19 protein-coding genes are annotated in these 24,054 nt (G+C 46.2%); 11 read left to right on the top strand and 8 right to left on the bottom strand.

Annotated elements, in window-relative coordinates; all coding sequences use genetic code 11:
- Positions 1-133: 133 nt before the first annotated feature.
- Both ACH19P_RS07280 and ACH19P_RS07275 read right to left on the bottom strand, forming a co-directional pair.
- A complete protein-coding gene (locus tag ACH19P_RS07280; protein ID WP_462157870.1) occupies positions 134-1,681 on the bottom strand; it encodes a tryptophan halogenase family protein in 1,548 nt (515 codons plus the stop codon).
- 72 nt (positions 1,682-1,753) lie between these two features.
- Positions 1,754-2,458: a DUF6445 family protein gene (locus tag ACH19P_RS07275; RefSeq protein ID WP_462157869.1), complete on the bottom strand. Its 705-nt coding sequence runs from the start codon at positions 2,456-2,458 to the stop codon at positions 1,754-1,756.
- A gap of 197 nt (positions 2,459-2,655) precedes the next feature.
- On the opposite strand from ACH19P_RS07275, the gene ACH19P_RS07270 reads away from it, so the two are divergent.
- Complete coding sequence (locus ACH19P_RS07270; protein ID WP_462157868.1) at positions 2,656-4,197, top strand: tryptophan halogenase family protein; 1,542 nt, start codon at positions 2,656-2,658, stop codon at positions 4,195-4,197.
- A gap of 136 nt (positions 4,198-4,333) precedes the next feature.
- Here ACH19P_RS07270 and ACH19P_RS07265 read toward each other — a convergent pair whose 3' ends face one another.
- The 4 genes from ACH19P_RS07265 to pgi form a co-directional block, all read right to left on the bottom strand.
- Positions 4,334-6,934: a TonB-dependent receptor gene (locus ACH19P_RS07265; RefSeq protein ID WP_462157867.1), complete on the bottom strand. Its 2,601-nt coding sequence runs from the start codon at positions 6,932-6,934 to the stop codon at positions 4,334-4,336.
- A gap of 409 nt (positions 6,935-7,343) precedes the next feature.
- Positions 7,344-8,054 carry a 6-phosphogluconolactonase gene (pgl, locus tag ACH19P_RS07260; protein WP_462157866.1) on the bottom strand — a complete coding sequence of 237 codons (711 nt, stop codon included), beginning with the start codon at positions 8,052-8,054 and terminating at the stop codon, positions 7,344-7,346.
- On the bottom strand, positions 8,054-9,526 hold the full coding sequence (zwf, locus tag ACH19P_RS07255; protein WP_462157865.1) for a glucose-6-phosphate dehydrogenase: 1,473 nt from the start codon (positions 9,524-9,526) through the stop codon (positions 8,054-8,056). Before zwf ends, pgl begins: the two co-directional genes overlap by 1 nt.
- A 393-nt stretch (positions 9,527-9,919) precedes the next feature.
- On the bottom strand, positions 9,920-11,563 hold the full coding sequence (gene pgi, locus ACH19P_RS07250) for a glucose-6-phosphate isomerase (RefSeq protein WP_462157863.1): 1,644 nt from the start codon (positions 11,561-11,563) through the stop codon (positions 9,920-9,922).
- A 504-nt stretch (positions 11,564-12,067) separates the two neighbouring features.
- Here pgi and ACH19P_RS07245 point away from each other — a divergent pair.
- The 8 genes from ACH19P_RS07245 to nth all read left to right on the top strand — a co-directional run bounded on the left by ACH19P_RS07245 (position 12,068) and on the right by nth (position 20,009).
- Positions 12,068-13,096: a LacI family DNA-binding transcriptional regulator gene (locus ACH19P_RS07245; RefSeq protein WP_462157861.1), complete on the top strand. Its 1,029-nt coding sequence runs from the start codon at positions 12,068-12,070 to the stop codon at positions 13,094-13,096.
- Between the two features lie 136 nt (positions 13,097-13,232).
- Entirely contained in the window at positions 13,233-13,814 is a 582-nt protein-coding gene (rsxA, locus tag ACH19P_RS07240) for an electron transport complex subunit RsxA (protein WP_347390931.1), read from the top strand.
- A 2-nt stretch (positions 13,815-13,816) separates the two neighbouring features.
- Positions 13,817-14,371: an electron transport complex subunit RsxB gene (gene rsxB, locus ACH19P_RS07235; protein ID WP_347390932.1), complete on the top strand. Its 555-nt coding sequence runs from the start codon at positions 13,817-13,819 to the stop codon at positions 14,369-14,371.
- A 10-nt stretch (positions 14,372-14,381) separates the two neighbouring features.
- Entirely contained in the window at positions 14,382-16,943 is a 2,562-nt protein-coding gene (rsxC, locus tag ACH19P_RS07230) for an electron transport complex subunit RsxC (RefSeq protein WP_462157859.1), read from the top strand.
- The gene (rsxD, locus tag ACH19P_RS07225; RefSeq protein WP_462157858.1) at positions 16,940-17,998 is read left to right on the top strand and encodes an electron transport complex subunit RsxD; all 1,059 of its coding nucleotides are present in this window, start codon (positions 16,940-16,942) and stop codon (positions 17,996-17,998) included. Before rsxC ends, rsxD begins: the two co-directional genes overlap by 4 nt.
- Positions 17,995-18,639 carry an electron transport complex subunit RsxG gene (gene rsxG, locus ACH19P_RS07220; RefSeq protein WP_462157857.1) on the top strand — a complete coding sequence of 215 codons (645 nt, stop codon included), beginning with the start codon at positions 17,995-17,997 and terminating at the stop codon, positions 18,637-18,639. The genes rsxD and rsxG overlap by 4 nt, the downstream gene beginning before the upstream one ends.
- A complete protein-coding gene (locus ACH19P_RS07215) occupies positions 18,632-19,333 on the top strand; it encodes an electron transport complex subunit E (RefSeq protein WP_462157856.1) in 702 nt (233 codons plus the stop codon). Before rsxG ends, ACH19P_RS07215 begins: the two co-directional genes overlap by 8 nt.
- Positions 19,334-19,376: 43 nt before the next feature.
- Positions 19,377-20,009, top strand: coding sequence for an endonuclease III (nth, locus tag ACH19P_RS07210; protein WP_462157855.1), 633 nt, complete (start codon positions 19,377-19,379; stop codon positions 20,007-20,009).
- A gap of 94 nt (positions 20,010-20,103) precedes the next feature.
- Here the strand turns inward: nth and ACH19P_RS07205 are convergent, their stop codons facing one another.
- Positions 20,104-21,123, bottom strand: coding sequence for a YncE family protein (locus ACH19P_RS07205; protein WP_462157853.1), 1,020 nt, complete (start codon positions 21,121-21,123; stop codon positions 20,104-20,106).
- A 133-nt stretch (positions 21,124-21,256) separates the two neighbouring features.
- On the opposite strand from ACH19P_RS07205, the gene ACH19P_RS07200 reads away from it, so the two are divergent.
- A complete protein-coding gene (locus ACH19P_RS07200; RefSeq protein ID WP_462157851.1) occupies positions 21,257-22,522 on the top strand; it encodes a sulfatase-like hydrolase/transferase in 1,266 nt (421 codons plus the stop codon).
- Positions 22,523-22,550: 28 nt separating this feature from the next.
- On the opposite strand, the gene ACH19P_RS07195 is transcribed toward ACH19P_RS07200, so the two are convergent.
- On the bottom strand, positions 22,551-22,949 hold the full coding sequence (locus ACH19P_RS07195) for a rhodanese-like domain-containing protein (RefSeq protein ID WP_462157849.1): 399 nt from the start codon (positions 22,947-22,949) through the stop codon (positions 22,551-22,553).
- Between the two features lie 134 nt (positions 22,950-23,083).
- On the opposite strand from ACH19P_RS07195, the gene ACH19P_RS07190 reads away from it, so the two are divergent.
- Positions 23,084-24,028: a GlxA family transcriptional regulator gene (locus ACH19P_RS07190; RefSeq protein WP_462157848.1), complete on the top strand. Its 945-nt coding sequence runs from the start codon at positions 23,084-23,086 to the stop codon at positions 24,026-24,028.
- The last annotated feature ends 26 nt before the right edge of the window (positions 24,029-24,054 follow it).

Below are 24,054 nucleotides of genomic sequence, written 5' to 3'. Positions count from 1 at the left end.
GCTATACGAGTGATTCCAAGGCCTTGATAATGTTTAAAACAAAATAAGCGCTGTGTAGCTTTATGTAGCAAAGCAGTGCCACCAAAAGTGAATTCGGTGGCACAATCAATTAACAAAGTTCGCCACAAAGGTATTAATGACGTCCTCGTTGCTTAATACTCTCTAGCAGCGCACGATGCTTGGGTAACGCACTGGTGACTTGGCGAACCGCTTGCTCAATCATTGCGAGGTGTTGCGGCGCACCTTCGGTCTGCATATAGCGTGACGCAATGGCCTCTTTATCAACACAGAAATCCATGCCATTGAGGACATAGAGGTAATTTTCGAGTTTGAATAACTCCAATGTTCGTTCAAAATCGAAATGAGTAGGAATGTGAGTACGCCAAAGTTGTAGACGTTCGCGTAAACTTTGCGGAATTGTTTCTGGTGCGCGGTTATCTAGCCAAAATGCCGTATCGTCTCGCTTGGAAATACAATAGTGCAACTTTATAAAGTCCACAATGTCCTCCCAAATGGCGGTCATTTGATTATTAAATTTGCTGGCAACAATCGCCACTTCATCTTGCGTCACAGGAAGTTTTGTCGCGAGCAATTTTGCTGACATATCAAACACCAGCAACCCTGTTGCCTCAAGTGGTTCAACGAATCCTTGTGCCAACCCCATAGCGACACAGTTTTTTAGCCATGGCTGGCTTTGATACCCTGTGCGCATTGGTATCTTTCTAACCATCTCAGGTTGTGTACCGAGATAGTTGAATAAGGTTTGATACGCTTCATCTTCACTTAAATGAGCACTTGAGTATACAAAACCCACTCCTCTCCTAGAAGTGAGACCTATATCCCAGACCCACCCTGCCTGTTGAGCGTGGGCGATAGTATAAGATTTGATGTCATGATTAGGATCGGTGTAAGGCACTTGTACAGCCAATGCGCTATCACACAGCAGTACATCTGATTTATCTACGAACGTCCCCTGCAGTTCATCATTGATCAATCGACCTTGGAAGCCACTGCAATCTACGAATAGATCGCCGGCAATCGTATTGCCATCGGTTAGGAGCAACGAGGTGATGTTTCCATCGTCTGTGAGATTAACGGTATCTACATGCCCACTTATGTACTGCACACCTAAGTTTCGCTGCGCATTATGTGAGAGTAATTCGGTGAATTTTCCTGCATCGAGGTGATACGCGTAATTCACGATGCCCTGAAATTCAGGCGTCGACAAATCTTTTGGCCCTAATCCGGCCTCACACACATCGTGTTGAATAGACACGCACTGAGCATAGTGTTTACTCATAGATTGATTGTTTAGAAGCCAATGCGCATTAATACCACTTTGAGCAACATGAGGAGTCTCAAATAAATGGTGATAGAAGTCACCGGGCTTTTGCGAAGGGTTATGCGTCCACTCTACAAATTTGATCCCTTGTTTAAAGCTGGTATCACATTTACTGATAAGCTCGATTTCAGAGATGCCAAAGCTACGAATACTGTCGCGGATAATTGGCACAGTACCCTCACCCACTCCCACAGTCGGCACATCAGGAGACTCAACAACGGTCACGCTTAATTGCCCAGCTTGGATAGTCTTTTTGTAATGAGCGCCTAAATGACTGGCTGCAAGCCAACCTGCTGTGCCACCACCGAGGATGACAATTCTTTTTATCTTGTTGTTCACGCGATTTCTTTTAGTGTTTGTACGCAATAGGATTAGTCTACAAGAAAGCCAACGTGTGTCCTAGTCGTGCGACTATTGAAGGTCATTAAAAAATGAAGAAACCGTGAGCCTGCCTTCATCTGGGGATGAACTGATGCTTTTATCGTGAGTAAGTCGCGCACTGTGCAGTAAATTACTTTTGTAAATCACCAGTCTATTAAAACGCTCTGGGATGTCGACAAGCTTCTCAAATAAGGACGTATCACCATTGATGTAACCACTGTGCTCTTGCGATTGCGCTTTAACTTGCTCCATCATAGCTAACACCACTTCTTGATTTTGTTGGTTAATTTGCACTGTGCCAGTGGGTCTGTATTTATAAATAGCGGTGCCGCCTCTGGGCTCAGCACTGAGGTAATGTACACTGGCGTAGGCTCTGTCGTTACTGCTATCAATGTGCGGCATCTTTTGAACATCGTATAATTGTGACGCTTGCTGTGTGATCAAGCTCACCATGGATTTGGTGACCCGCTGCGGCCCTTGGCCACAAGTGAATGGATGTGAGCCTTGATTGAGGAGCTGCTCTAAAACACGAATGTAAGGTGCTGGCATATGATCCCGAATACCCGGGTAGAAGGTGCCATCTGCACCTACAGGATTGAAATAAGCGTGATTTCTAGCGAACTGCAAAACCGGCTCAGGGTCTAGCAAAAAATCATCGATGACGAAGACTTGTTCTTGGGTACCGGGAACATCAAGTGTGCGAACTTGCAATGTTGGGTTTAGGGTCAAATCCATTTGATAATACAATAATTTAATTAGTGCATGAATCTTAACATGTGAATCGATGCATATATACACATCTCTTGCGAATTGAGATCGCCCCTAGCAAAAAATACTTAAGACTTTTGTACGTCGACTTTATTTGTTAATAGGCTGTATTAACAGCGCAGAATAGATACAATAACAGCGCTGTCATTTATAGGTGAAAAATAATGAACAATAAGCCAATTCAAAAAGTGATAATTCTCGGTGGTGGCACTGCCGGTTGGCTCAGTGCGAATCACCTAGCAACCAAGCTCAAACCTGCACATCAAGGTGGTGTTGAGATCACCGTAATAGAATCTCCTGATACACCGACAATTGGTGTTGGAGAAGGAACGGTTCCTTTGATGGTGCATACACTCAGAGAGTTTGGCATCAGTGAGACAGACTTCATCACGCGCTGTGATGTGTCGTTCAAACAAGGTATTCGCTTTGACAACTGGATGAAACCCCAAGATGAGCAGCCACATCATTATTATCATCCGTTTGACTACCCCATTTTAGATGACAACAATGTCGCAGCTTGGTTAGCGCAACAAGAGAATAGCTTTAGCCATCAAGTCGGTATTCAGGCGCAGTTATGCGATGCAGAGCTCGCCCCAAAAACGATATGCTGCCCAGAATATCAAGGCTTGGCCGCATATGGTTATCACCTTGACGCCGGAAAATTTGGCGCCCTACTGGCTGAGCATGCTACCGACAAACTGGGCGTTAAACGCGTGTTCGCCCACATTGATAAAGTCACGCTCAGCGACGATGGCGCGATTCATCAACTGATAGATGCAAAGGGCAATACCCATCACGCTGATTTGTACGTTGACTGCTCTGGCTTTGGCAGCCGCTTGTTAGGCGAAGCGCTGCACGTGCCGTTTATTAATAAAAGCGATGTCTTGTTTGTAAACAAAGCACTGGCAATTCAAGTACCTTACGACGACCCCGATGCCGTGATCCCGTCTTACACCAAAGCAACTGCACAAGAAGCCGGATGGATTTGGGATATTGCATTGCCCACTCGTCGCGGTGTCGGCCATGTCTTTAGTGACAAGCATATGAGTGTCGATGAAGCCCATCAATTGCTGGCAAATTACCTACAGAAGCCTGCCTCACAAGTACATGCCCGTGAGATCGCTATGCCGGTGGGCTATCGCGAAAAGTTCTGGCATAAAAACTGTGTGGCCATTGGCTTAGCACAAGGTTTTGTTGAGCCGCTGGAAGCCACCGGTTTATTGGTATTTGATGCCACCGCAAAATTACTGGCGCATCAATTCCCGACCTGTACAGAGGAATTAGCGCCACTAAGCGACCGCTTCAATAGCTATGTAAGCGGTATGTGGGAGAGTGTGATTGGCTTTATCAAGCTACATTACGCCATCTCAAACCGCGACGACAGTCAATTTTGGCTGGATAACCGCAACCCGCAAACATGGCCACAACAACTGCAAGATAACGTGCAACACTGGCGCACTCACCTGCCCTCACATTACGATTTCCCACAAGGGTTTGATGCGTTTCGCCTCGAGAATTATCTTTATGTGCTGTACGGGATGGACTTTAAAACTCAGTTATCAAATTCGGTGTTTAATCACCGTAGCAAGAACCTCAATAGCTTGCACCATGCTATCGCCGCAAAGGCCAATCATGTACGCAGCCAACTGCAATCCAACCGCGAGTTAATTGCAAAGATACGGCAAAATGGCTTAGCAAAAATGTAATGAGAAAGCTGGGCCTTGCTGAGCTTTTTCGTGCCTGTGGTTCGCCCTACTTTCAGCTGAGCCAATGCTGTAACTCTCTGAACAAAAGGCAAAAAAAAGCCAGAGACAAGTCTCTGGCTTTTTCACAGCGCACGGCTTAGAAACGGAATTGTAAGCCGAGTTTGTAACGTGCTTCACCTTCGAAGAACCATGCAGGGTAGCCATCTTTCAATTCAGGCTTAACGTCTACATCACCTTCAGCAACACCTAGTTGAACACTGTCTTCTTCTGTTAAGTTAACAGCTTCAAATGTAACGTCTAGGCTATCAGTGATTGAGTACTTAGCACTTAAATCAAGTGTGCCGTAGTCTTGATGCTCGCGGTTACCGTAGAAACCTGGTAATTCACGGATCATGTATTCTGAACGCCAGTTATACGCTAGACGGATGTTGAAGTCTTCAGTCTCGTAGTAACCCACAAGGTTCACAGTGTGATCAGATGAATCAGTGAACTGTGATACGCGATCTGGGAAGTTCTCTTCTGGTGCTGATGAGTCAACAAGCGTGTAGTTCACTTGGTAACCTAGGCCATTGTCGAAACCATCTTGTAGCTGTAGTTCGATACCTTGGATCTCACCGCCGCTACCTGTACCCATCGTTGCGATAGTCCAGCTATCTACACCTGAGTCGTTATCAACGATACCGATGCTTTGGTTAAGAACTTGGTCAGTCTTAGTGAAGCTTGAGATATCTTTGATGAAGTAAGTGGCACTGAACATGGCGTCGTTATCGAAGTAGTACTCGATACCGAAGTCAGCTTGCGTTGCTTTGAACGGCTCTAGACCGATGTTACCTTTTTTCAGTACTTCGTTGCCTGTTGTACCGTCATTGTAACCAGCCAGTGTAGATGCTGAGAACATGTCAGCGTAGTTAGCACGTGACATTACTTGTGCAGCAGATACACGTAGGATTACGTCTTCAGCAAGATCGAATGCGATGTTCACGCTAGGAAGCACTTCATCGTAATCAGCTTTGTCAGTGCTCAGCGCATTTGCGTAGTTACCGTTTGCGTCTAGGTCGAAGTAATCAGACTCTGCATCGGTAGAAACATAACGTAGACCCACGTTACCGCGGAACGCTTCACCTTCGAAATCAGCCATTACGTATAGTGCGAAGTTTTCTTCTTGAATTGTACCGTAACCTGATTTGTAAACAGCTGATGTGTCATCGAAGCTTGCGATTGCCGCGTAACCATCGCTAATCATTGCATCTAGGTTAGGCTCTGGAAGAGTGAAACCAGCACCTGAAGACATAGTGCCTGAGAAATACTTGTCAGCACTGTTTACCGGTAGTGAGTCAACTAGGTTAGCGCCCCACGTTTCTTGTGTAACTTCGTGGTCAGCCCAACGGAAACCCGTTTTAACTGCAGTGATTGCACCGAAGTCTACTGGGAAAGAGAAGTCAACTTGTGCGTACGTTTCTTCATCTGAGTTAGGTTGTTTCTTAAGTGACCAACCCGCTGGAGAAAGCTCACCCGTGAAGTCACTTGCGTCAAATTCTTTGTTTGCGATGTCAATTTGGATTACATCGCCTGTTGCGTCGTATGTACCAGCAAAATCAGCAGGAGTACCTAGCCAGAAACCGTAGTTTGCTGTTAGGTCAGTACCACCGTCAGATTGCGTGTTACCGAAGCGACCTGACACTTCGAAGTTATCGCCCACGTATTTGAAGTCGAAATCAACTGTGTCTGATGTCATTGAACCAGCACGTGCCCATGTTTGCGCCCAACCAGGGTTAGCGTCACCCGCTGTACGACGGTAGAAAGTACATGTGCCAGACGCATTTGTTTGCTCACATGCAGCCGCTTTGTCATCTGGGAAGATAGCGAATAGTGACGTGTTAGCGTTGTTAGCTGAAAGCTCAAGGCTCATTACATTTAAGCCAAGCTCAAGATTATCAGTAGGACGGTACTGGAATGCAGCATTAATTGCTGTGCGCTCACGCTCTTGTTGGAATGTAGTCGGAACGATGTCACCCCAACCCACTAGCGATTCAATACCGTTACGCTGGTAGTTTGTCTCTGAGTATGCAGCTGCAAATAAGAAGCCAAAGTTTTCGTCGTCATTTTTCCAAGAGTAAAGACCTGATACATCTGGATCTGTTTCTTCAGAAATTGTACCGTAGTCCGCTTTAACACCACCAAAGATAGTGTTCGCATCTAGGTCAAGTGGCTTGCGTGTTTTAACGTTAACCGTACCACCAATACCACCTTCAACTGTGTTTGCTTGTGAAGACTTAGATACTTCAATACCACCTACTAGTTCAGGTGGAAGCAATGTGTAGTTGAAGCTACGGTCGATTGCTTGTTGGTCGTACCAACCCGTCGAAGCAACTGAGTGACCATTTAGAAGTGTACGAGTAAGCTGAGCTGACGCACCACGGATTGATACTTGCTGGCCTTGACCGAATTGACGGTTTACTGAGATACCAGAGATACGACCAAGTGCTTCACCTACATCGCTGTCTGGGAACTTACCGATATCTTCTGCAGATACCGCATCAACTACTGAGTTCGCAAAGCGCTTGGTGTTCATTGCAGCTGCTAAAGAGCGGCGAATACCACGTACTTCGATTACTTCTACGTCTTCTTTTGCTTGAGTTTGTGCGTCTGCTGCCACTGCAACGCCGGAAAAACCAGCGCCTACTGCAAGGCTAACATTCACTGCTAATAAGCTTTTCTTAAAATTTTTAGCTAACACAGGATTCCCCTTGAATCATTTTGTTGATTTTCAAATCACTTCTGCCCAGTGATGATGACAACGCTGTCATCTACTAACAAACCATACACCCAAAATTACAATTTCGCTACATATTTTTGTCTTTTTAGTTTAAAAAAAGCACTAATGCATATTTAACTAATTGAAATTTATGGATTATAAGTCAGTGTAAATCGGTTAAGTCAGATTGAAACGCGGAGGAATATAGCACAAAACATCATTCAAATGTAAAGACTGCGGCGAGTGTTGAAAACGATTTTGCCCTACTGTGGTGCAGACGATTGTCCGTAATATTTTACATCGTCTCGCTAAGGCGCTGTATAGCAAGGCATATTTGGGATATAAAAAAACGCAGCCAAGACTGCGTTTTTAAATCAAAATCAATGTCGCCTTATGGCGCCCAATATACTTCGAGTTCAATATCTGGGTGCTGAAGTACCGCGCGAAGAGGCATCGCATTAACATCTCCGCCAGCGCTTGCTTCTTTGTAAACAGCCAGCTTTTCTTCACCACTGATCAAGAGTTTTACAACCCTAGAGTGAGCGATAGCGTTGAGTGTTAAGGTCATGCGTTCTGTAATAGAGCCCGTCACTTCACTCTCAATTGCATTAATAGCACAAACTAATTGGTCTGAAGTTAAACCGACTTCTAAGCCTTCAGCGTGCGGGAACAATGAAGCCGTGTGACCATCCGGTCCCATGCCTAAAATTGTTACATCAAAAGGACGTTGAATTTGTTGATACGCGTGCTCACACTCAGCAACACCTTCCTGAGCAGTTGCGGCAGCGTTTTTCATGGTGATGAAGTTGGCTGCGGCGGCCTTGTCTTGCAACAAAGTACCTTTGATGAACTGTTCGTTGCTTTTATCGTGCCCTGCATCAACCCAACGCTCATCAACCATAGCGACATCAACCTTGTTCCAAGCGATATCCAAACCCGATAGGTATTTGTAGGCTGGTGCAGGCGATGACCCACCTGAGACCATCAATGATGCACGCTGTGATGATGCCAATGCGTCTGTCAAACGGCTCTCAAGTGATGCAGCTAAGGCTTCGGTCATTTGCTCTTTTGAATCAAAAAAACGCTCGGTAATATTCGCCATTATGCGCCCTCACCTGTGTTGAACCAACGATGGTTTGTTTCAGCCAATAGCTCGTCCGCATCTTCTGGGCCCCACGTACCAGCGCGGTACAATGCAGGAACACCTTTCTCTTGCCAACGCTCGATGATTGGATCAATCCACTGCCATGCTTGACGCACTTCATCACGGTGGATAAACAGTGATGGGTTGTTTGCCGCAGCATCAAGCATCAAACGCTTGTACGCATCTGAGTGGAAGCCATTTGAATAAGACTCAGACAGTTCAATGTTTAACGTCACTGGCTCTAGTTGCATTTCAAGGTTATCAAGACGCTTTGACATCAGTGTCAGCTTGATGCTTTCTTCTGGTTGTAAACGAATAACCAAACGATTTGGCTGAATTGGGCCTACGCTTTGTTCATACACATTGTGCGAAACCGGCTTGTATTCCACCACGATTTCCGCACAACGCTTCTTCATGCGTTTACCAGTACGAAGGTAGAATGGCACACCAGCCCAACGCCAGTTATCAATGTGCGCTTTGATCGCAACGAATGTTTCTGTCGCACTTGAACCTTCGCCTAGTTCTTCTAGGTAACCTGGTACTAATTTGCCATCAAGATCGCCCGGTACATACTGACCACGTACGATATTTTGGTCTACTTGCTCAGCGACCAGAGGACGAAGCGCTTCGAGTACTTTGAGCTTTTCAGTACGGATTGAATTCGCTGTCAGCTTGTGCGGAGATTCCATTGCCACTAAGCACAGTAGCTGTAACAAGTGATTTTGGATCATGTCGCGCAACGCGCCGGCTTTATCGTAAAAACCAGCACGACTTTCAAGACCCACAGTTTCAGAAATACTGATCTGAATATTGTCGATGGTCTTGGCATCCCACAGGTTTTCAAACACCGAGTTTGAGAAACGCAGTGCCATAAGGTTTTGCACTGTTTCTTTACCGAGGTAATGGTCAATACGGAACACTTGTTCTTCTGTGAAATATTGCGCGATTTTTGCGTTAATTTCTTCTGCTGATTTGCCGCAATAACCGATTGGTTTCTCCACAACCACACGAGATGTCTCAGTGATTAGGCCTTTAGTAGATAAAATTTCACAACACTTGCCATAGACTGCTGGCGGCAATGACAAATAGAACACGCGAGACTTGTCTTCTTCGTGCTCATCTAGCGTTGCTTTTAATTCGTCCCACAGTGAGTCTGCTTCGGTTACATTCACAACCACGGGTACTAAGTACTGCGCAAATGCTTTCCAATCTTTCGCATTGTATTCACCTTTTGACAGGTGTTCTTTCATCGCTTCATGCGCAGTTTCAATGTATTCGTCACGCTTATCTGCGCCACGTACTGTCGGCAAGATACGCGTTCCCTGAGGTAAGTTGCCTTCCTGATAAGCGCGATACATAGCAGGCAACAACTTGCGAAGTGCAAGGTCACCGCCACCACCAAAAATGATAATATCAAAAGGATTTAGCATGATTTACTCTCTACCTGTTTGCTTGATTCTCCTGCCCCTTTGGGCAACAGAACATAATAATTGTGACTATAGGGCTGGTTGATATTCTACATTATCGCCCTTGGATATTGTCCTCGTAATGCATAATTTAATGCACCTAGAGTAAGCTTTTTCATATTCGAAAAAGGCAAGCTCCGACACTAAGAGCTTAGCTGTCGGAGCTTGGGAATAAATGAGTCTTAGGGAGTCTGTATATCCTCTCACAAACATACAGGCCCTAAAGACTCCAGCGCTACCCGTTCAAAGGTATTCTTGTGTGCTGTCCCGCTTGGGATAAAAGCCTTAGCGATTTACATCTAAAATCGCCAAGCCTCTCAGCGCTACTCGGCTGTGCTGCGCATGCAGCAAAAATTGTTACTGACGTTTAGCTTGATAATACGCCATGAGTCCGTGCGTCGAACTATCGTGCTCCCCTACACGATTGTCACGCAATTCTGACTCAATGTTCTTTGCAAGGCCTTTGCCCAGCTCGACACCCCATTGGTCAAAAGAACAAATCTCTAAGATGATCCCTTGTACAAAAATCTTGTGCTCGTACATCGCAATTAGACGACCTAATGCTTTTGCATCTACTTTATCTAATATAATAGATGTTGTAGGGCGATTTCCTTGGTGAACTTTATGCTCAACAAGTTCTTCAATTCGTTGCTCGCTCAAGCCTTTAGCGCGCAAATCTGCACGTACTTCTTCAGCATTAACGCCATTCATCATGGCTTCGCTTTGAGCGAAGAAGTTCGACATTAAAATAGTATGATGGTCATCAACATCGTGTTGCGGCTGCACAGAGCCGATGAAATCAGCAGGTACGATAGTCGTACCTTGGTGCAGGTACTGGTAAAACGCGTGTTGACCATTAATACCTGTCATACCCCAAATCAATGGCACCGTTGTGTAATCAACATTCTGACCGGAAAAATTCACTGACTTACCATTACTTTCCATCTCACCTTGTTGAAGGTAAGCAGGCAACATGTGCAATGCTTGGTCGTAAGGTAAAATCGCTTGAGCACGGTGATCTAAGAAACTCGTATTCCAAACACTGAGCAATCCCATCAAAACAGGAATGTTCTCGCTCAAAGGCGCTTGTTGGAAATGCTGGTCAATTTCAAACGCACCTTCAAGCACGTCGATAAATGTGTCATAACCGAGATACAAAGCAATAGGTAAGCCTATCGCACTCCACATGGAAAAACGACCGCCGACCCAATCCCACATAGTGAATACGTTTTCATCAGCGATGCCAAATGCAGACGTTTTTTCTAAGTTTGTGCTTACGGCAACAAAGTGTTTTGCAACAGCCGCTGCATCACCTGATGCATCCGTTAACCACTGCACTGCTGTGCCCGCATTAGTCATCGTTTCAGATGTAGTGAAGGTCTTAGAAGACACAACAAACAAAGTCGTCTCTGGGTTAAGTGTTTTGAGCACATGAGCAATTTGCACGCCGTCCACGTTTGACACGTAGTGAACTTTCAAAGTGTCGTCAGCATAACTTGCGAGTGCTTCAGTTGCCATCTGTGGGCCAAGGTTAGAACCACCTACACCGATGCTTACAACATCGCTAATCGCTTTGCCTGTATAACCAAGCCATGCACCTGAACGTACTTTTTCTACAAATACTTTAATTTTGGCAAGTTCAGTTTCAACTTGCTCAGTCACGTTTTGACCATCCACCAATACGGGTGTTTTTGCACGGTTACGAAGCGCTGTGTGTAACACCGCGCGGTCTTCTGTGATGTTAATTTTTTCACCACTGAACATTTTGTCGCGCCATAGGCCCAACTCACATTGCTCAGCAAGTGCGACGAGTGAATCACGAACAGCTGTTGTGATTAACTGTTTCGAATAATCAAACAATACGCCTGGAATTTCTAAAGAAAATGTCGAAAAACGGTCTACATCTTGTGCAAATAATTGCTTTAGGTGTGCGCTTTTAAGCTCTTGAGCCTGTTGTTCAAGTGCTTGCCAACTCGTTAATTGTGAACGACTTGCTACCATTTTTTGTTCCTCGGATTCCTAACTGATTAAGTGGGTACTTCGACGTTTGATTTAATTTTGCCTCATTATCACGACATTTTTATGTAACTTCGTGAACAATAAGCGCGTAACCACTTGCATCAAATACTGCATATTGCCATTGGGACGTAAACGTTAAGTTAAAATGACAACGCTGTCAAATGGCTTATTTTTGATTTTATTTGCGGAATGATAGCGCATATTTTCATCTTTGACACCGGTATCATGTGGAAAAAATGAAATTTTCTCTGCTAATTTTTTATAACTTTAGATACACTCAATGAAAATTTGTCTTACAGTCATTTTTGTTGGCTTAAAATTTCAACAGCGTTTTTCACTCAGCTTTTGACCGCTAGCTATAAATTTTAGACGGTTAAACTCTCATAGCATTAAGATTGAAAAATGATAGCGAGCTAATTTGGCTCACACGATTACATAACAAAAGGCTAGGTACTTGTGCCTGCGCTGAGATAATAAGAAACAATCATGAAAGTAACTATTAATGACGTTGCGAAACTCGCCGGTGTATCTATGAAAACGGTTTCGCGAGTAATCAATAATGAGCCATCGGTGCGCAAAAAGACCCATGACATCGTTATGGCCGCCGTCAAAGAGCTTAACTACCAACCTAATCTCGCAGCACGAAACCTTGCCGGTACCTCTTCTTATGCCATAGGCCTAGTGTACGACAACCCCAACGCCTACTACGTTATCGATATGCAAAATGGCGTACTGTCACGCTGTCGCCAAGAAGGCTACGAATTGGTGATTCACCCTTGCAGTTACGCCGACAGCGAAATGGAAGATGAGCTCAAAACAATGATCCAACGCTCACGCATCGCCGGATTAGTGCTCACTCCACCACTTTCTGAGCAACAAGCACTTATCGACGAGCTCGATAGCATGAACATGCATTATGTGCGGATTCTCTCAGGCCGTGGAGATGACAGCGACAACAGCCCTTGTATCTACGTGAACGACTATGCGGCTGCTTACGAAATCACACAGCACTTGTTAAGCCTAGGTCACAAAAATATCGCTTTTATCTGTGGTGATGAAGAGCACAAATCCACATCTGAGCGTTTAGCAGGTTATCAGCAAGCGCTTGCTGACAACGGCATTAAAAACCGTGAAGAATTAATTTACCGTGGCGAGTATTCGTTTGAATCTGGTGTAAGCGGTGCCAAAGAACTACTTAAAGGCGATAACGCGCTACAGATCACTGCAGTAATGGGCGGCAACGATGAAATTGCAGCCGGTGCGTTATTCGCAGCACGCTTGATGGATATTTCTATTCCAAACGAGTTAGCAATCACAGGTTTTGAAGACTCACCGTTCTCCAAACAAACCTGGCCAAAGCTCACCACTGCACATCAAGATAACGATATTATTTCTCAACACGCAGCCCGTTTGCTGTTTAGTAAAACACGTGGTGCGAGAAATCAAGATAAAGACATTCAGCGAATTTTTACGCCTTCTTTGGTGGTGCGTGACAGCTCGCAAACACAAGCTTAATCTCAGTGTTCTCCCGCGGCGATCCAGAGCGCCGCGACTCCCCTTCTTTGAACACGCCTTAAAACCGTCGTAACTGTTGTGAAATGAACGAGAAATAAGGATAATACCGCAGTTCTTTTCAGTTTCTTGGGTGCCTATGACGGAATATCTCTTACTGCTTGTCAGTACCGTGTTGGTTAACAATTTCGTTCTTGTACAATTCTTAGGTCTGTGTCCGTTTATGGGCGTATCGAGTAAATTAGATACCGCCGTGGGCATGTCTTTGGCGACCACCTTTGTACTAACGCTGGCATCGGTAACCAGTTATTTGGTCAATCAATATATTCTATTGCCCCTTGAACTGACTTTTCTTCGCACCATGAGCTTTATCTTGGTCATTGCGGTGGTGGTACAGTTCACTGAGATGGTAGTACAAAAAACATCACCTACCCTGTATCGATTGTTAGGCATTTTCCTTCCGCTTATCACCACCAACTGTGCGGTATTAGGTGTTGCCCTATTAAATATCAAGGAACAACACAGTTTTGTTGAGTCTGCGGTTTATGGCTTTGGTGCTGCTGTTGGTTTTTCGTTGGTGTTGGTGCTGTTTGCCGCGATGCGTGAACGAATGGCAGGCGCCGATGTGCCGACGCCATTTAAAGGTGCCGCAATTGCTATGATAACAGCTGGCCTAATGTCGATGGCGTTCATGGGCTTTAGCGGATTGGTTAAGTTTTAATTATGACTTTATTTTACGCCCTCATTGCTCTGGGTATTTTAGCACTGGTATTTGGTGTCATCCTCGGTTTCGCAGCCGTGCGTTTTCGCGTCGAAGGTGACCCCATCGTTGAACAAATTGATGCCATTTTGCCACAAACCCAATGTGGCCAATGTGGTTACCCTGGTTGTAAGCCCTATGCAGAAGCCATCGCCAACGGTGATGATGTCAATAAATGCCCACCGGGCGGTGAAGCCACAGTGAAAAAACTGGCTGACTTAATGGGCGTGGAAGCAAAACCACTCGCCGGTGGTGAACAGGCCGAACCAGAAAAGAAAGTCGCCTATATTCGCGAAGATGAATGTATCGGCTGCACCAAATGTATTCAAGCCTGCCCTGTTGACGCCATTGTTGGCGCAACGAGACAGATGCACACCGTACTGATTGATGAGTGTACTGGCTGTGATTTATGTGTTGACCCCTGCCCAGTCGATTGCATCGACATGGTTCCTGTGGCACAAACCAAACAAACGTGGAAGTGGCAATTAGACGCTATTCCCGTGACGCAAATTGATTAAGAGGTGTGAGTTGGACTCTTTATTAGAACGAATCAGTCGCGGAGAATTATGGCAAATTCCAGGGGGGGTGCACCCGCCGGAAAACAAGAGCCAGTCAAATTCACTGCCTATCCACACCCTACCGTTACCGGATAAAATCGTGTTGCCTATCAAGCAACATATCGGTGCGCAGGGTCAGTTATTAGTCAACATTCATGACACCGTATTAAAAGGCCAAGCGCTTACAAAACCCACTGCAAACTGGTCTGTACCTGTGCATGCGCCTACTTCGGGGCGAGTCATAGACATAACACCTATGCCCTCAGCGCACCCGTCTGCGCTGCCTGAGTTGAGCATCGTCATTGAACCAGACGGGGAAGACACTTGGTGTCAGTTAGTGCCGCACCCTAACTATCGCGACATGACCCCTGAGCGTCTGATTGATGTGCTGCATTTCGCCGGTATATCCGGCATGGGGGGCGCAGGCTTTCCAACCTACATCAAAGCGGCAACCAAACAAGATATTGATGTGCTGATCATCAACGGTGCCGAATGTGAACCCTACATCACCGCCGACGATGTGCTGATGCAAGCGCACAGCGATGAAATTATTCGCGGCATCGATGTGCTGCGCCATCTGTTGCAGCCCAAAATTACGCTTATCGCCATAGAGGACGATAAACCTAACGCGATTGCTGCAATGCAAGAAGCCTGTAAAGGCATAGATGATATGCAGGTAAGAGCGATCCCAACAAAATACCCATCAGGTGGCGAAAAACAACTTATTCAAATTCTAACTTCCAAGGAAGTGCCTGCTGGCGGTATTCCCGCTGATATCGGCGTGCTGGTACAGAACGTCGGGACTATGTATGCCATTCAGCAAGCAGTTGAATTAGGCAAGCCACTTATTGAACGTGTGGTGACGGTGACCGGCGACACCCTTGCGCAAAAACGCAATGTGTGGGCGTTATTGGGCACCGAAATAAAGCACCTGTTAACGCAACAAGGTTTCACACCAGAACCGATGCAACGCGTCATCATGGGCGGCCCGATGATGGGATTTACGCTGCCCAGTGTGCGCATTCCCGTAGTAAAAACCACTAACTGTATCCTTGCGCCTACTGAAGCGGAAATGCCGCAAAGTGGCTCGGAGCGCGCCTGTATTCGTTGTAGCGCGTGTGCAGATGCCTGCCCTGCAACCTTATTGCCACAGCAATTACAGTGGTTTGCTAAAAACAAAGAATATGAAAAACTCGAACAACATCAGTTATTTGATTGTATAGAGTGCGGCGCCTGTGCCTATGTATGCCCAAGTGAAATCCCTTTGGTGCAATACTACCGTGTTGCCAAAGCGGAAATTCGTGAACAGCAAATCGAACAAGTGAAGTCAGATCGCGCCAAAGAGCGTTTTGAAGCACGCAAGGAGCGATTAGAGCGTGAACAAGAAGAACGTCGTAATCGCCATAAACGCCCAAGCCGAAGCGCTGCAAAAGATAGCCAAAGCAAAGAAAAAGTGGCTGAAGCACTGGCCCGCGTAAAAGCGAAAAAGGCCGACTCAGGCGATGAAAAAGACAAAGTCGCCGCCGCCATTGCGCGTGCAAAAGCGAAAAAAGCCGGTGCAGCACTTGAGCCAGATAACAGCGAAGTCGCACTAGAACGCGCGGCTCGTAAAGAAAAAGCACGTCTGTATAAAGAGCAAAAGCACGAGTCTGAAGGGGCTGACGCGCCTGCTAAAGACGATAAAAAAGCAGCCGTTGCTGCCGCCATCGCTCGCGCTAAAGCAAAAAAAGCGGAGCAATCTGAACCAAATGACACCGATGCTCCAGCACAAGACGATAAAAAAGCCGCTGTTGCCGCCGCCATTGCGCGTGCAAAAGCGAAGAAAGCTGCGCAATCTGAAACAAGTGACACAGATGCTCCAGCACAAGACGATAAAAAAGCGGCCGTTGCCGCAGCTATTGCCCGTGCGAAAGCGAAAAAGCTAGCCAAAACGCAAGCTCAGCAAGAAGGTGAAGACACACCAAACGCGGATGCTCCAAGTGCTGAAGAACCCGCTCAATCACCCGAAGACGATAAAAAAGCGGCCGTTGCCGCCGCCATCGCTCGTGCTAAAGCGAAAAAGCTAGCCAAAGCGCAAGCTCAGCAAGAAGGTGAAGACACACCTAACGCGGATGCTTCAAGTGCTGAAGAATCCGCTCAATCACCTGAAGACGATAAAAAAGCGGCCGTTGCGGCAGCTATCGCCCGTGCGAAAGCGAAGAAACTCGCAAAGCAACAAGAACAGCAACAGGCTGATGATAGCAATGCTAGTTCAAACCAAGCCAACCCCTCTGATGAACAGCCAAGTTCCGCAGAAGATAAGAAAAAGGCGGCTGTCGCTGCAGCCATAGCGCGAGCTAAGGCGAAGAAGCAGGCAAAGGAACAAGAAGCTGAAGCGGCAAATGACGCCAGCAGCGAAGAAAATGTTGCTAAACAAGCGCAATCAGGCGACGACAAGAAAAAGGCGGCCGTTGCCGCAGCCATCGCCCGCGCAAAAGCCAAAAAGGCCGCTCGCGAAGCGCAGGACAACTCAGATAACGAGGATCCATCATGAAACTCAATATGATGAGTTCACCCTACAAACACAGCCAAAAGTCCGTCACTCGCATTATGTTAATGGTGGCCATCGCCGCTATTCCTGGCATTTTCGCGCAATGCTACTTTTTCGGCACTGGCGTGTTAATTCAACTGGCGCTCGCCTTGGTGTGCGTCACCGTATTTGAAAGCGCAATGCTGGTGATCCGTGGCCGCAAGGTTTGGCCAACACTTCAAGATGGCAGCGCTTGGCTTACCGGTTTGCTGTTGGCAATTAGCATCCCACCTCTGGCACCTTGGTGGATTGTGGTCATAGGCTGTTTTTTTGCCATTGTTTTTGTAAAGCAGCTATACGGCGGTTTGGGCTTTAACCTGTTTAACCCTGCGATGGCGGGTTACGTGCTGTTATTGGTGTCCTTTCCGGTGCAAATGACCGCTTGGCTGCCTGTGTCGGAACTTGCCAGTAGCCCTGTTGGTTTTATTGATGCGTTATCGGTGGTATTTACCAATTACACTCAATCAGGCTTCAGTGTTGAACAACTGCGCACCAGCGTAGATGGCGTCACCATGGCAACTCCGTTAGACACGCTAAAAACAGATGTTAGCCACGGGCTGACTGTCGCTGAAAGCATGGCTAAACCTATTTTTGGCCAAAGTGCTGGTCTAGGTTGGCAATGGGTCAACGCAGCCTACTTACTGGGTGGTTTGGTCCTGCTACAACAACGCGTGATCAACTGGCATATACCAGTGGCAATGCTCGCTTCACTTGGGTTGTGCGCGAGCATTGGCTATATTTTCGATTCAGGGAATCAGCCGGGTCTTGCATTTCATATGCTAAGCGGTGCGACCATGTTAGGGGCGTTCTTCATCGCTACTGATCCCGTGTCAGCCTCTACCACCAATCGCGGCCGCTTAATCTACGGCGCCGCCATTGGCTTGTTGGTTTACCTCATTCGTAGTTTTGGCGGTTACCCTGATGCAGTCGCGTTCGCGGTATTGCTGATGAATATGGCCGTGCCCTTGATTGACCACTACACCCAGCCGCGCACGTATGGCCATGGAGCGAAGTCATGATTGTTTCATCAATGGTTAAAAACGGTGCCATTTTAACGGCATTCGCGTTGGTCACCACAGGTGCAGTAACACTGGTGCAGCAATTCACAGCTCCTACCATTGCAGTTCAAGAAAAGAAACAACTGCAAGGCTTATTACATCAAGTGTTACCGGAATCAGCCTATGACAACGAACTGTACTTAGATTGCACAGTGGTCACCGACCCAGAGCTGGGCTCCAACGAGCCACACACGGTGTATCGTGCCCGCAACCAAGGCGAGGTCATCGCGCTGGTTATGCAAAGTACGGCACCGAACGGTTACAGCGGCAACATTGAATTACTCAGCGCCATTTACCCTGATGGCACTGTGGCGGGTGTGCGTGTGACTAAACATAACGAAACGCCGGGCCTTGGCGATAAGGTCGAACCCAAACGCAGTGATTGGATCAATAGCTTTAGCCAGCAACAAGTGCTAAACGAAGGCGACAAACGCTGGGCAGTAAAAAAAGACGGCGGTATGTTTGACCAATTTACGGGGGCAACCATCACGCCCCGTGCGGTTGTCGGCGCTGTAAAAAACACCGTTATCTATGCTCAAGCGCATTTCTCTGAGTTAGCAAACGCTGCAAACAGTTGTGAGGTGGCACAATCTAATGAGTGATTACAAAACCCTATTCAAAGATGGTGTCTGGGTAAACAACCCAGCGCTTGTGCAACTGCTCGGCCTGTGTCCATTACTTGCAGTGAGTAGCACGGTGACTAACGCGTTAGGCTTAGGCCTAGCAACGTTATTAGTGTTAGTTGGCTCTAACGTGACGGTATCGGTTGTCCGTAATTGGGTGCCCAAAGACATTCGTATTCCGGTGTTTGTCATGATCATCGCCGCGTTCGTAACCATCATCCAGTTGCTGATGAACGCCTTCACCTTTGGCCTTTATCAATCGTTAGGGATCTTTATTCCATTAATCGTAACCAACTGTGCCATTATCGGCCGTGCTGAAGCATTCGCATCAAAAAACAACCCGATTCTAAGCGCTTGGGACGGCCTAATGATGGGACTGGGTTTTGCGCTTATTCTGGTTGTACTTGGTGCCATGCGTGAACTAATTGGTCAAGGCACCTTGTTTGACGGGGCTGATTTGCTACTGGGTCCGTGGGCGCAGAGTCTGCGTATGGACCTCATTCATTTCGACAATCAGTTTTTACTTGCTATCTTGCCGCCAGGTGCGTTTCTTGGGTTGGGATTATTGATTGCCGCAAAAAATGTGATCGATGCCCAAATTAAGGCAAAACAATTGGCACCGAGTGCAGAGCAAGTAAAAGGACCACGAGCACGAGTCACCAGCTTAGATTAAAGCGCTCAACTAGGAAAAATAGAACAAAAACAGGGGCAAGGTAATGAATAAAGACAAACGACGCGTTATTTTAGAACGTTTACGTGAAGCAAATCCGCATCCGGAAACTGAGCTTGAATACAGCTCGCCGTTTGAACTTTTGGTCGCTGTTACCTTATCTGCGCAAGCGACTGATGTGGGCGTAAACAAAGCCACGCGTAAACTGTTTCCCCGTGCAAATACCCCGCAAGCGATTCTCGATTTAGGGCTTGAAGAGCTGCGAGAAGCTATCAAAACCATTGGCCTGTTCAACTCAAAAGCCAATAACGTATACAAAATGTGTCAGATCTTAGTGGCGCAACACGGCGGTGAAGTTCCTGAAAATCGAGAAGCACTCGAAGCCCTTCCAGGCGTAGGCCGCAAAACCGCAAATGTAGTTCTCAACACGGCCTTTGGCTGGCCCACCATTGCGGTAGACACCCATATCTTTCGCGTTTCAAACCGCACTAAATTTGCCATGGGTAAAGATGTGGTGGCGGTTGAACAAAAGCTGGAAAAAGTGGTTCCCGCAGAGTTTAAAGTTGATGTGCATCACTGGCTCATTCTCCATGGCCGTTACACGTGTGTAGCCCGAAAACCAAAATGTGGCTCCTGCATCATTGAAGATTTGTGTGAATTTAAAGAGAAGACTGAGTAGCGCCCTTTGGGCATGATCTTAGTACTCATGTTCATACCCAGTAAGCGATTCCAAGGCGTATCCTAAGCCTATACTTATCAAATTTAGCTATCGACTATGGCAATACGTATGATGAATACCCGATGCCATCAGGCCCATCCCCTGTAGGTAGTTCGAACACGACTTTGCCCGTTAATATATCGATCGCCATAACCTTATTTTTGCCATAGGCAGATAGAAATAACGTGCGGTCATTAGGGTGCAAAGTCACGCCTTTCGGTCCCGTACCCTCGGCGAAGTCGATGCGATGAACTTTCTCTTTATTTTTTACATCGATCACATCCAGAGTATTGTTTTTATAATCAGGAACAACGGCAAACTGCTCATCGCGTGTGAGCAGTACGCGATAGGGAAAACTAAAACCTTGCCATTGCTTAACCTCACTTTCGGTTTTCAAATCATAAACAGTGAGTAAGCCGCCCTCATTACTGCCCACCCATAGCTCTGAGCCATCTTTATTAATAGTGATTGCTTCTGGCACGTTAGGCGTGGTTATTTTGCGAAGTAACACTCCAGATTCAACGTCTAATTCAGACACCGTATTCGAACCCATATTCGTGGTGTAAACACGTGCGCTAGACTCTGGCAAAGCAACCATGTGAGGGCCTTTTTGCTGGGTGTTGAGCACTTTAACAATCTCGCCTGATTCAATATCAGCAATGACCACGCTGTTTGAGTTTTCAGACGATACCGCCACTTTGGTCTGGTCTTTAAAAAACAGTACACCGTGTGGTCTTGGATAACGAGACAAATCAATGCTCTTTATCTTCTTCGCCTGTTGAACATCGAAAACCGTTAAGCTATTGCCACCGACATAATTGGTAACGACGGCCAACTGTCCATCAGCCCTCATTGCGAGTTCGTGAGGACCTTTATCAGTCGGCAGTGTGTATTTAATTTTCCTGCTCTGAAGGTCAATAAAACTGACCGTGTCCGCTTTTTTATTTACAACCACCAAAGTGCCAGAGAACTGAGTATCTTCTGCCAAAACGGATGTCGCAGTGAATGTAATGCACGTGGCAAGACTAAATAACCATGCCCTTAAAGAAGCGGTGTTAAGTGAACATAAGAACATAAAAGCCTTATTCCTTTTTGTGTAGGTATATAAAAAGACTAACAAATTACCTATCAAAATTTATGCGAATTTAAATTCAAGACCAAGTAACATGTGAAATGTCTCAACTAAAAAATGGATTGAACGTTTAAAAATGAAATGGACACAGATTCTGCTCACATGCTGTATGGTTATATGCAGCTTAAACGCCACATCTTGTTGGTCTAAGCAACAGTCTTCCTCTCCTAATATAGTGTTCATCGTCGCTGACTATATGGGTTACGCAGATACTGAGCCATTTGGTGGCACCGACATAAAAACGCCCGCACTTAGTGCCCTTGCTCAGCAGGGTATAAAATTCACTCATCACTATAGTTCTGCACCCTCTTGCATACCAGCGAGAGCATCGCTGTTCAGTGGTCAGTATCCGCATCGAGTGCTAAGTAGATTCGACGAATCACGTGGTGTCGGACTTCATCGAGATGACAATAAATTATTGACGGGACTTAAAAGCAGCGGATATAGGACCGCTTTGTTAGGTAAGTGGCATTTGGGTTCAGAATCTGGCTTTAGTCCTAATGATCATGGCTTTGATCACTTCTTTGGTTATGATTCTTGGGTGCTTAATCAGCATACTCATCTAACTTCTAGGGGCCAACAAGGCTTGCTTTTAAATGACTCATTGACGCACCGAGACGGTTACCTAGCTGACTTAGTTACAGCAGAAGCAATCCAGTTTATCGAAGAAAAATCAGCTAACCCATTTTTCGTGATGCTTTCTTATAATGGAGGATTACCACCCTACCAACATCCCGACTTAGCAAAAGAGCAATGGCGAGAGGATTGGAGCGCTGAGGGAGCAAAACGAGCTGACTACATTGCCATGATTGAACGAATGGACTCTGGAATTGAAAAGATATTAAACACGCTCGATAAAGAGTCCATCACAGACAACACCCTCGTCATTTTTACCTACGATCATGGTGGGCGAAACCTTGTCAATTCAGGCAATCTTTTTCATGGCTTTGGCACACTTTGGGAAGGCGGTATTCGTGTTCCCCTAATTATCCGCTGGCCAAAAGAAATAAAGCAAGGTGTTGTGGTAACGCAAAACACCATTGCCATGGACGTAACAGCGACAATGCTTGATGCGGCCAATGTTCAACTAAAAATAGGTGAGCTTGACGGCCGCAGCCTCTTGCCAAGCACGACAAAATCAAAAAGCTCGCATGACAGAGCGTTGTACTGGCGTGCTCGAGGCATGGAAGCGGTCATTCAAGGTGATTGGAAATACCTTGTAGACAACCACTCACAATTTTTATTTAACTTAAAAAAAGATGAAGGTGAACGTAAAAATCTGATTTACACCTACCCAGACAAAACTGAAACCTTAAGGAAAAAACTGAGCAGTTGGGAGTAATTTGTCTGCGCAGGGCTTTATAAACACATTATACGCCAGTAGTCAGAGTAAAGCCCTCATCAAGCCAACCCGTTACCCCACCAATCATTTTTTTGACTGGGCGCCCCAACCTAGCTAGCTTAATCGCCGCCTTTTCCGTGGCGTTACAATGAGGCCCCGCACAGTACACAACAAACACGGTGTCTTCGGGGTAATCTTTTAAACGCGCTTGGGTAATGGTGGGATGAGGCATCAAGATCGCGCTTTCGATGTAACCTTTTTTGGCGACCTCTAATCCTCTGACATCCAACAACACAAAATCAAATAGATTGTTATTCATTGCGTAATGCACATCCCAGCAATCCGTTTCAAATCTCAGCTTCGACTGAAAATACGCTAACGCTTCATCACTTGATGCAGGTCTGGGTCTGATCACATTCGATTTCATAGTCACTCCAGTTTTTTTATTCATCTGCTTGCTTTCACACTGACATTATTGAACTAAACAAGCCTTCATAAAATCGTCCAATTAGACTAGTATCGATAATATATAGACAAACCAACACTAGGCTGCACTGAGCAATGAAGGTCACCATTTTGCTATTAGAAAAGTTATCTTTGTTCGAACTTGCCTGTGCCGTCGAGTTATTTGCCCTACCAAGAGAAGACATCAAAGATTGGTATCAAACTAAGATAGTGTCTTTAACTAACAGCACGTTTGAAGGTTTGTGCAGCTCGCACTTTATATGCGAGCACGTCAATCAATTAGCGCCATGTGATTTATTGGTTATCCCGAGTTTCCCGATGGAAGCACAAAAGATTGATGACACAGTTCGCCAAGAAGTATTGAAACACTTCAACGCTGGCGGGCGTATTATCAGCTTTTGCTCAGGCTCATTTTTATTAGCCGCTTTGGGCTTACTGGATGCTCGCGAGGCAACTACGCACTGGCGATACAGCGATGAATTTCGTGCACGTTTCCCTGATGTTATTTACCGGGAAGATATTTTATACACCTACGACGGCGCTATCGGCTGCTCGGCAGGGAGCGCGGCGGGGATTGACCTTGGCATTGAAGTTATCCGCCAAGATTACGGCCACAAGATTGCTAACAGTGTCGCCCGCCGGCTGGTGTTACCGGCGCATAGAAGCGGAGGGCAAGCTCAGTTTGTCGAAAAGCCGCTAGAAACTGCCAAGTCTGTGTTATCCAGCACCTTAGACTGGGCGGTACTCAATTTAACGCCCCAGCTTAGCATTACTGACATCGCCGCCCAGGCAAATATGACCCGACGTACCTTCGATAGACAGTTCATAAAACACTACAAGATGACGCCGCTGCATTGGCTCATGCAGCGCAAATTAGACGTGGCAAAAGCCCTTTTAGAAAGTACACAACACTCGATTGAATACATTGCTGAGCAATCCGGTTTTGAGTCAGCTGTTACCTTGAGACACAACTTTAAAAAATACCTGTCGATTTCACCGCGAGAATACCGTGTGCGCTTTAAAGCAACTGGGCATAAATAACGTAAAAAACTCCCGCGCCAGTATCA

The organism is Pseudoalteromonas sp. GB56 (genome assembly GCF_054923835.1).
The sequence above is the reverse complement of the archived record's forward strand: the minus strand, read 5'-3'. Positions and strand labels throughout refer to the sequence as shown.

Coding starts and splice junctions, on each gene's coding strand:
- ACH19P_RS07190 (WP_462157848.1), top strand. CDS start 23,084: ATGAAGGTCACCATTTTGCTATTAGAAAAGTTATCTTTGTTCGAACTT.
- nth (WP_462157855.1), top strand. CDS start 19,377: ATGAATAAAGACAAACGACGCGTTATTTTAGAACGTTTACGTGAAGCA.
- ACH19P_RS07205 (WP_462157853.1), bottom strand. CDS start 21,123: ATGTTCTTATGTTCACTTAACACCGCTTCTTTAAGGGCATGGTTATTT.
- ACH19P_RS07215 (WP_462157856.1), top strand. CDS start 18,632: ATGAGTGATTACAAAACCCTATTCAAAGATGGTGTCTGGGTAAACAAC.
- ACH19P_RS07275 (WP_462157869.1), bottom strand. CDS start 2,458: ATGGATTTGACCCTAAACCCAACATTGCAAGTTCGCACACTTGATGTT.
- pgi (WP_462157863.1), bottom strand. CDS start 11,563: ATGGTAGCAAGTCGTTCACAATTAACGAGTTGGCAAGCACTTGAACAA.
- rsxA (WP_347390931.1), top strand. CDS start 13,233: ATGACGGAATATCTCTTACTGCTTGTCAGTACCGTGTTGGTTAACAAT.
- pgl (WP_462157866.1), bottom strand. CDS start 8,054: ATGGCGAATATTACCGAGCGTTTTTTTGATTCAAAAGAGCAAATGACC.
- rsxG (WP_462157857.1), top strand. CDS start 17,995: ATGATTGTTTCATCAATGGTTAAAAACGGTGCCATTTTAACGGCATTC.
- rsxD (WP_462157858.1), top strand. CDS start 16,940: ATGAAACTCAATATGATGAGTTCACCCTACAAACACAGCCAAAAGTCC.
- ACH19P_RS07200 (WP_462157851.1), top strand. CDS start 21,257: ATGAAATGGACACAGATTCTGCTCACATGCTGTATGGTTATATGCAGC.
- ACH19P_RS07245 (WP_462157861.1), top strand. CDS start 12,068: ATGAAAGTAACTATTAATGACGTTGCGAAACTCGCCGGTGTATCTATG.
- ACH19P_RS07195 (WP_462157849.1), bottom strand. CDS start 22,949: ATGAAATCGAATGTGATCAGACCCAGACCTGCATCAAGTGATGAAGCG.
- zwf (WP_462157865.1), bottom strand. CDS start 9,526: ATGCTAAATCCTTTTGATATTATCATTTTTGGTGGTGGCGGTGACCTT.
- rsxB (WP_347390932.1), top strand. CDS start 13,817: ATGACTTTATTTTACGCCCTCATTGCTCTGGGTATTTTAGCACTGGTA.
- ACH19P_RS07270 (WP_462157868.1), top strand. CDS start 2,656: ATGAACAATAAGCCAATTCAAAAAGTGATAATTCTCGGTGGTGGCACT.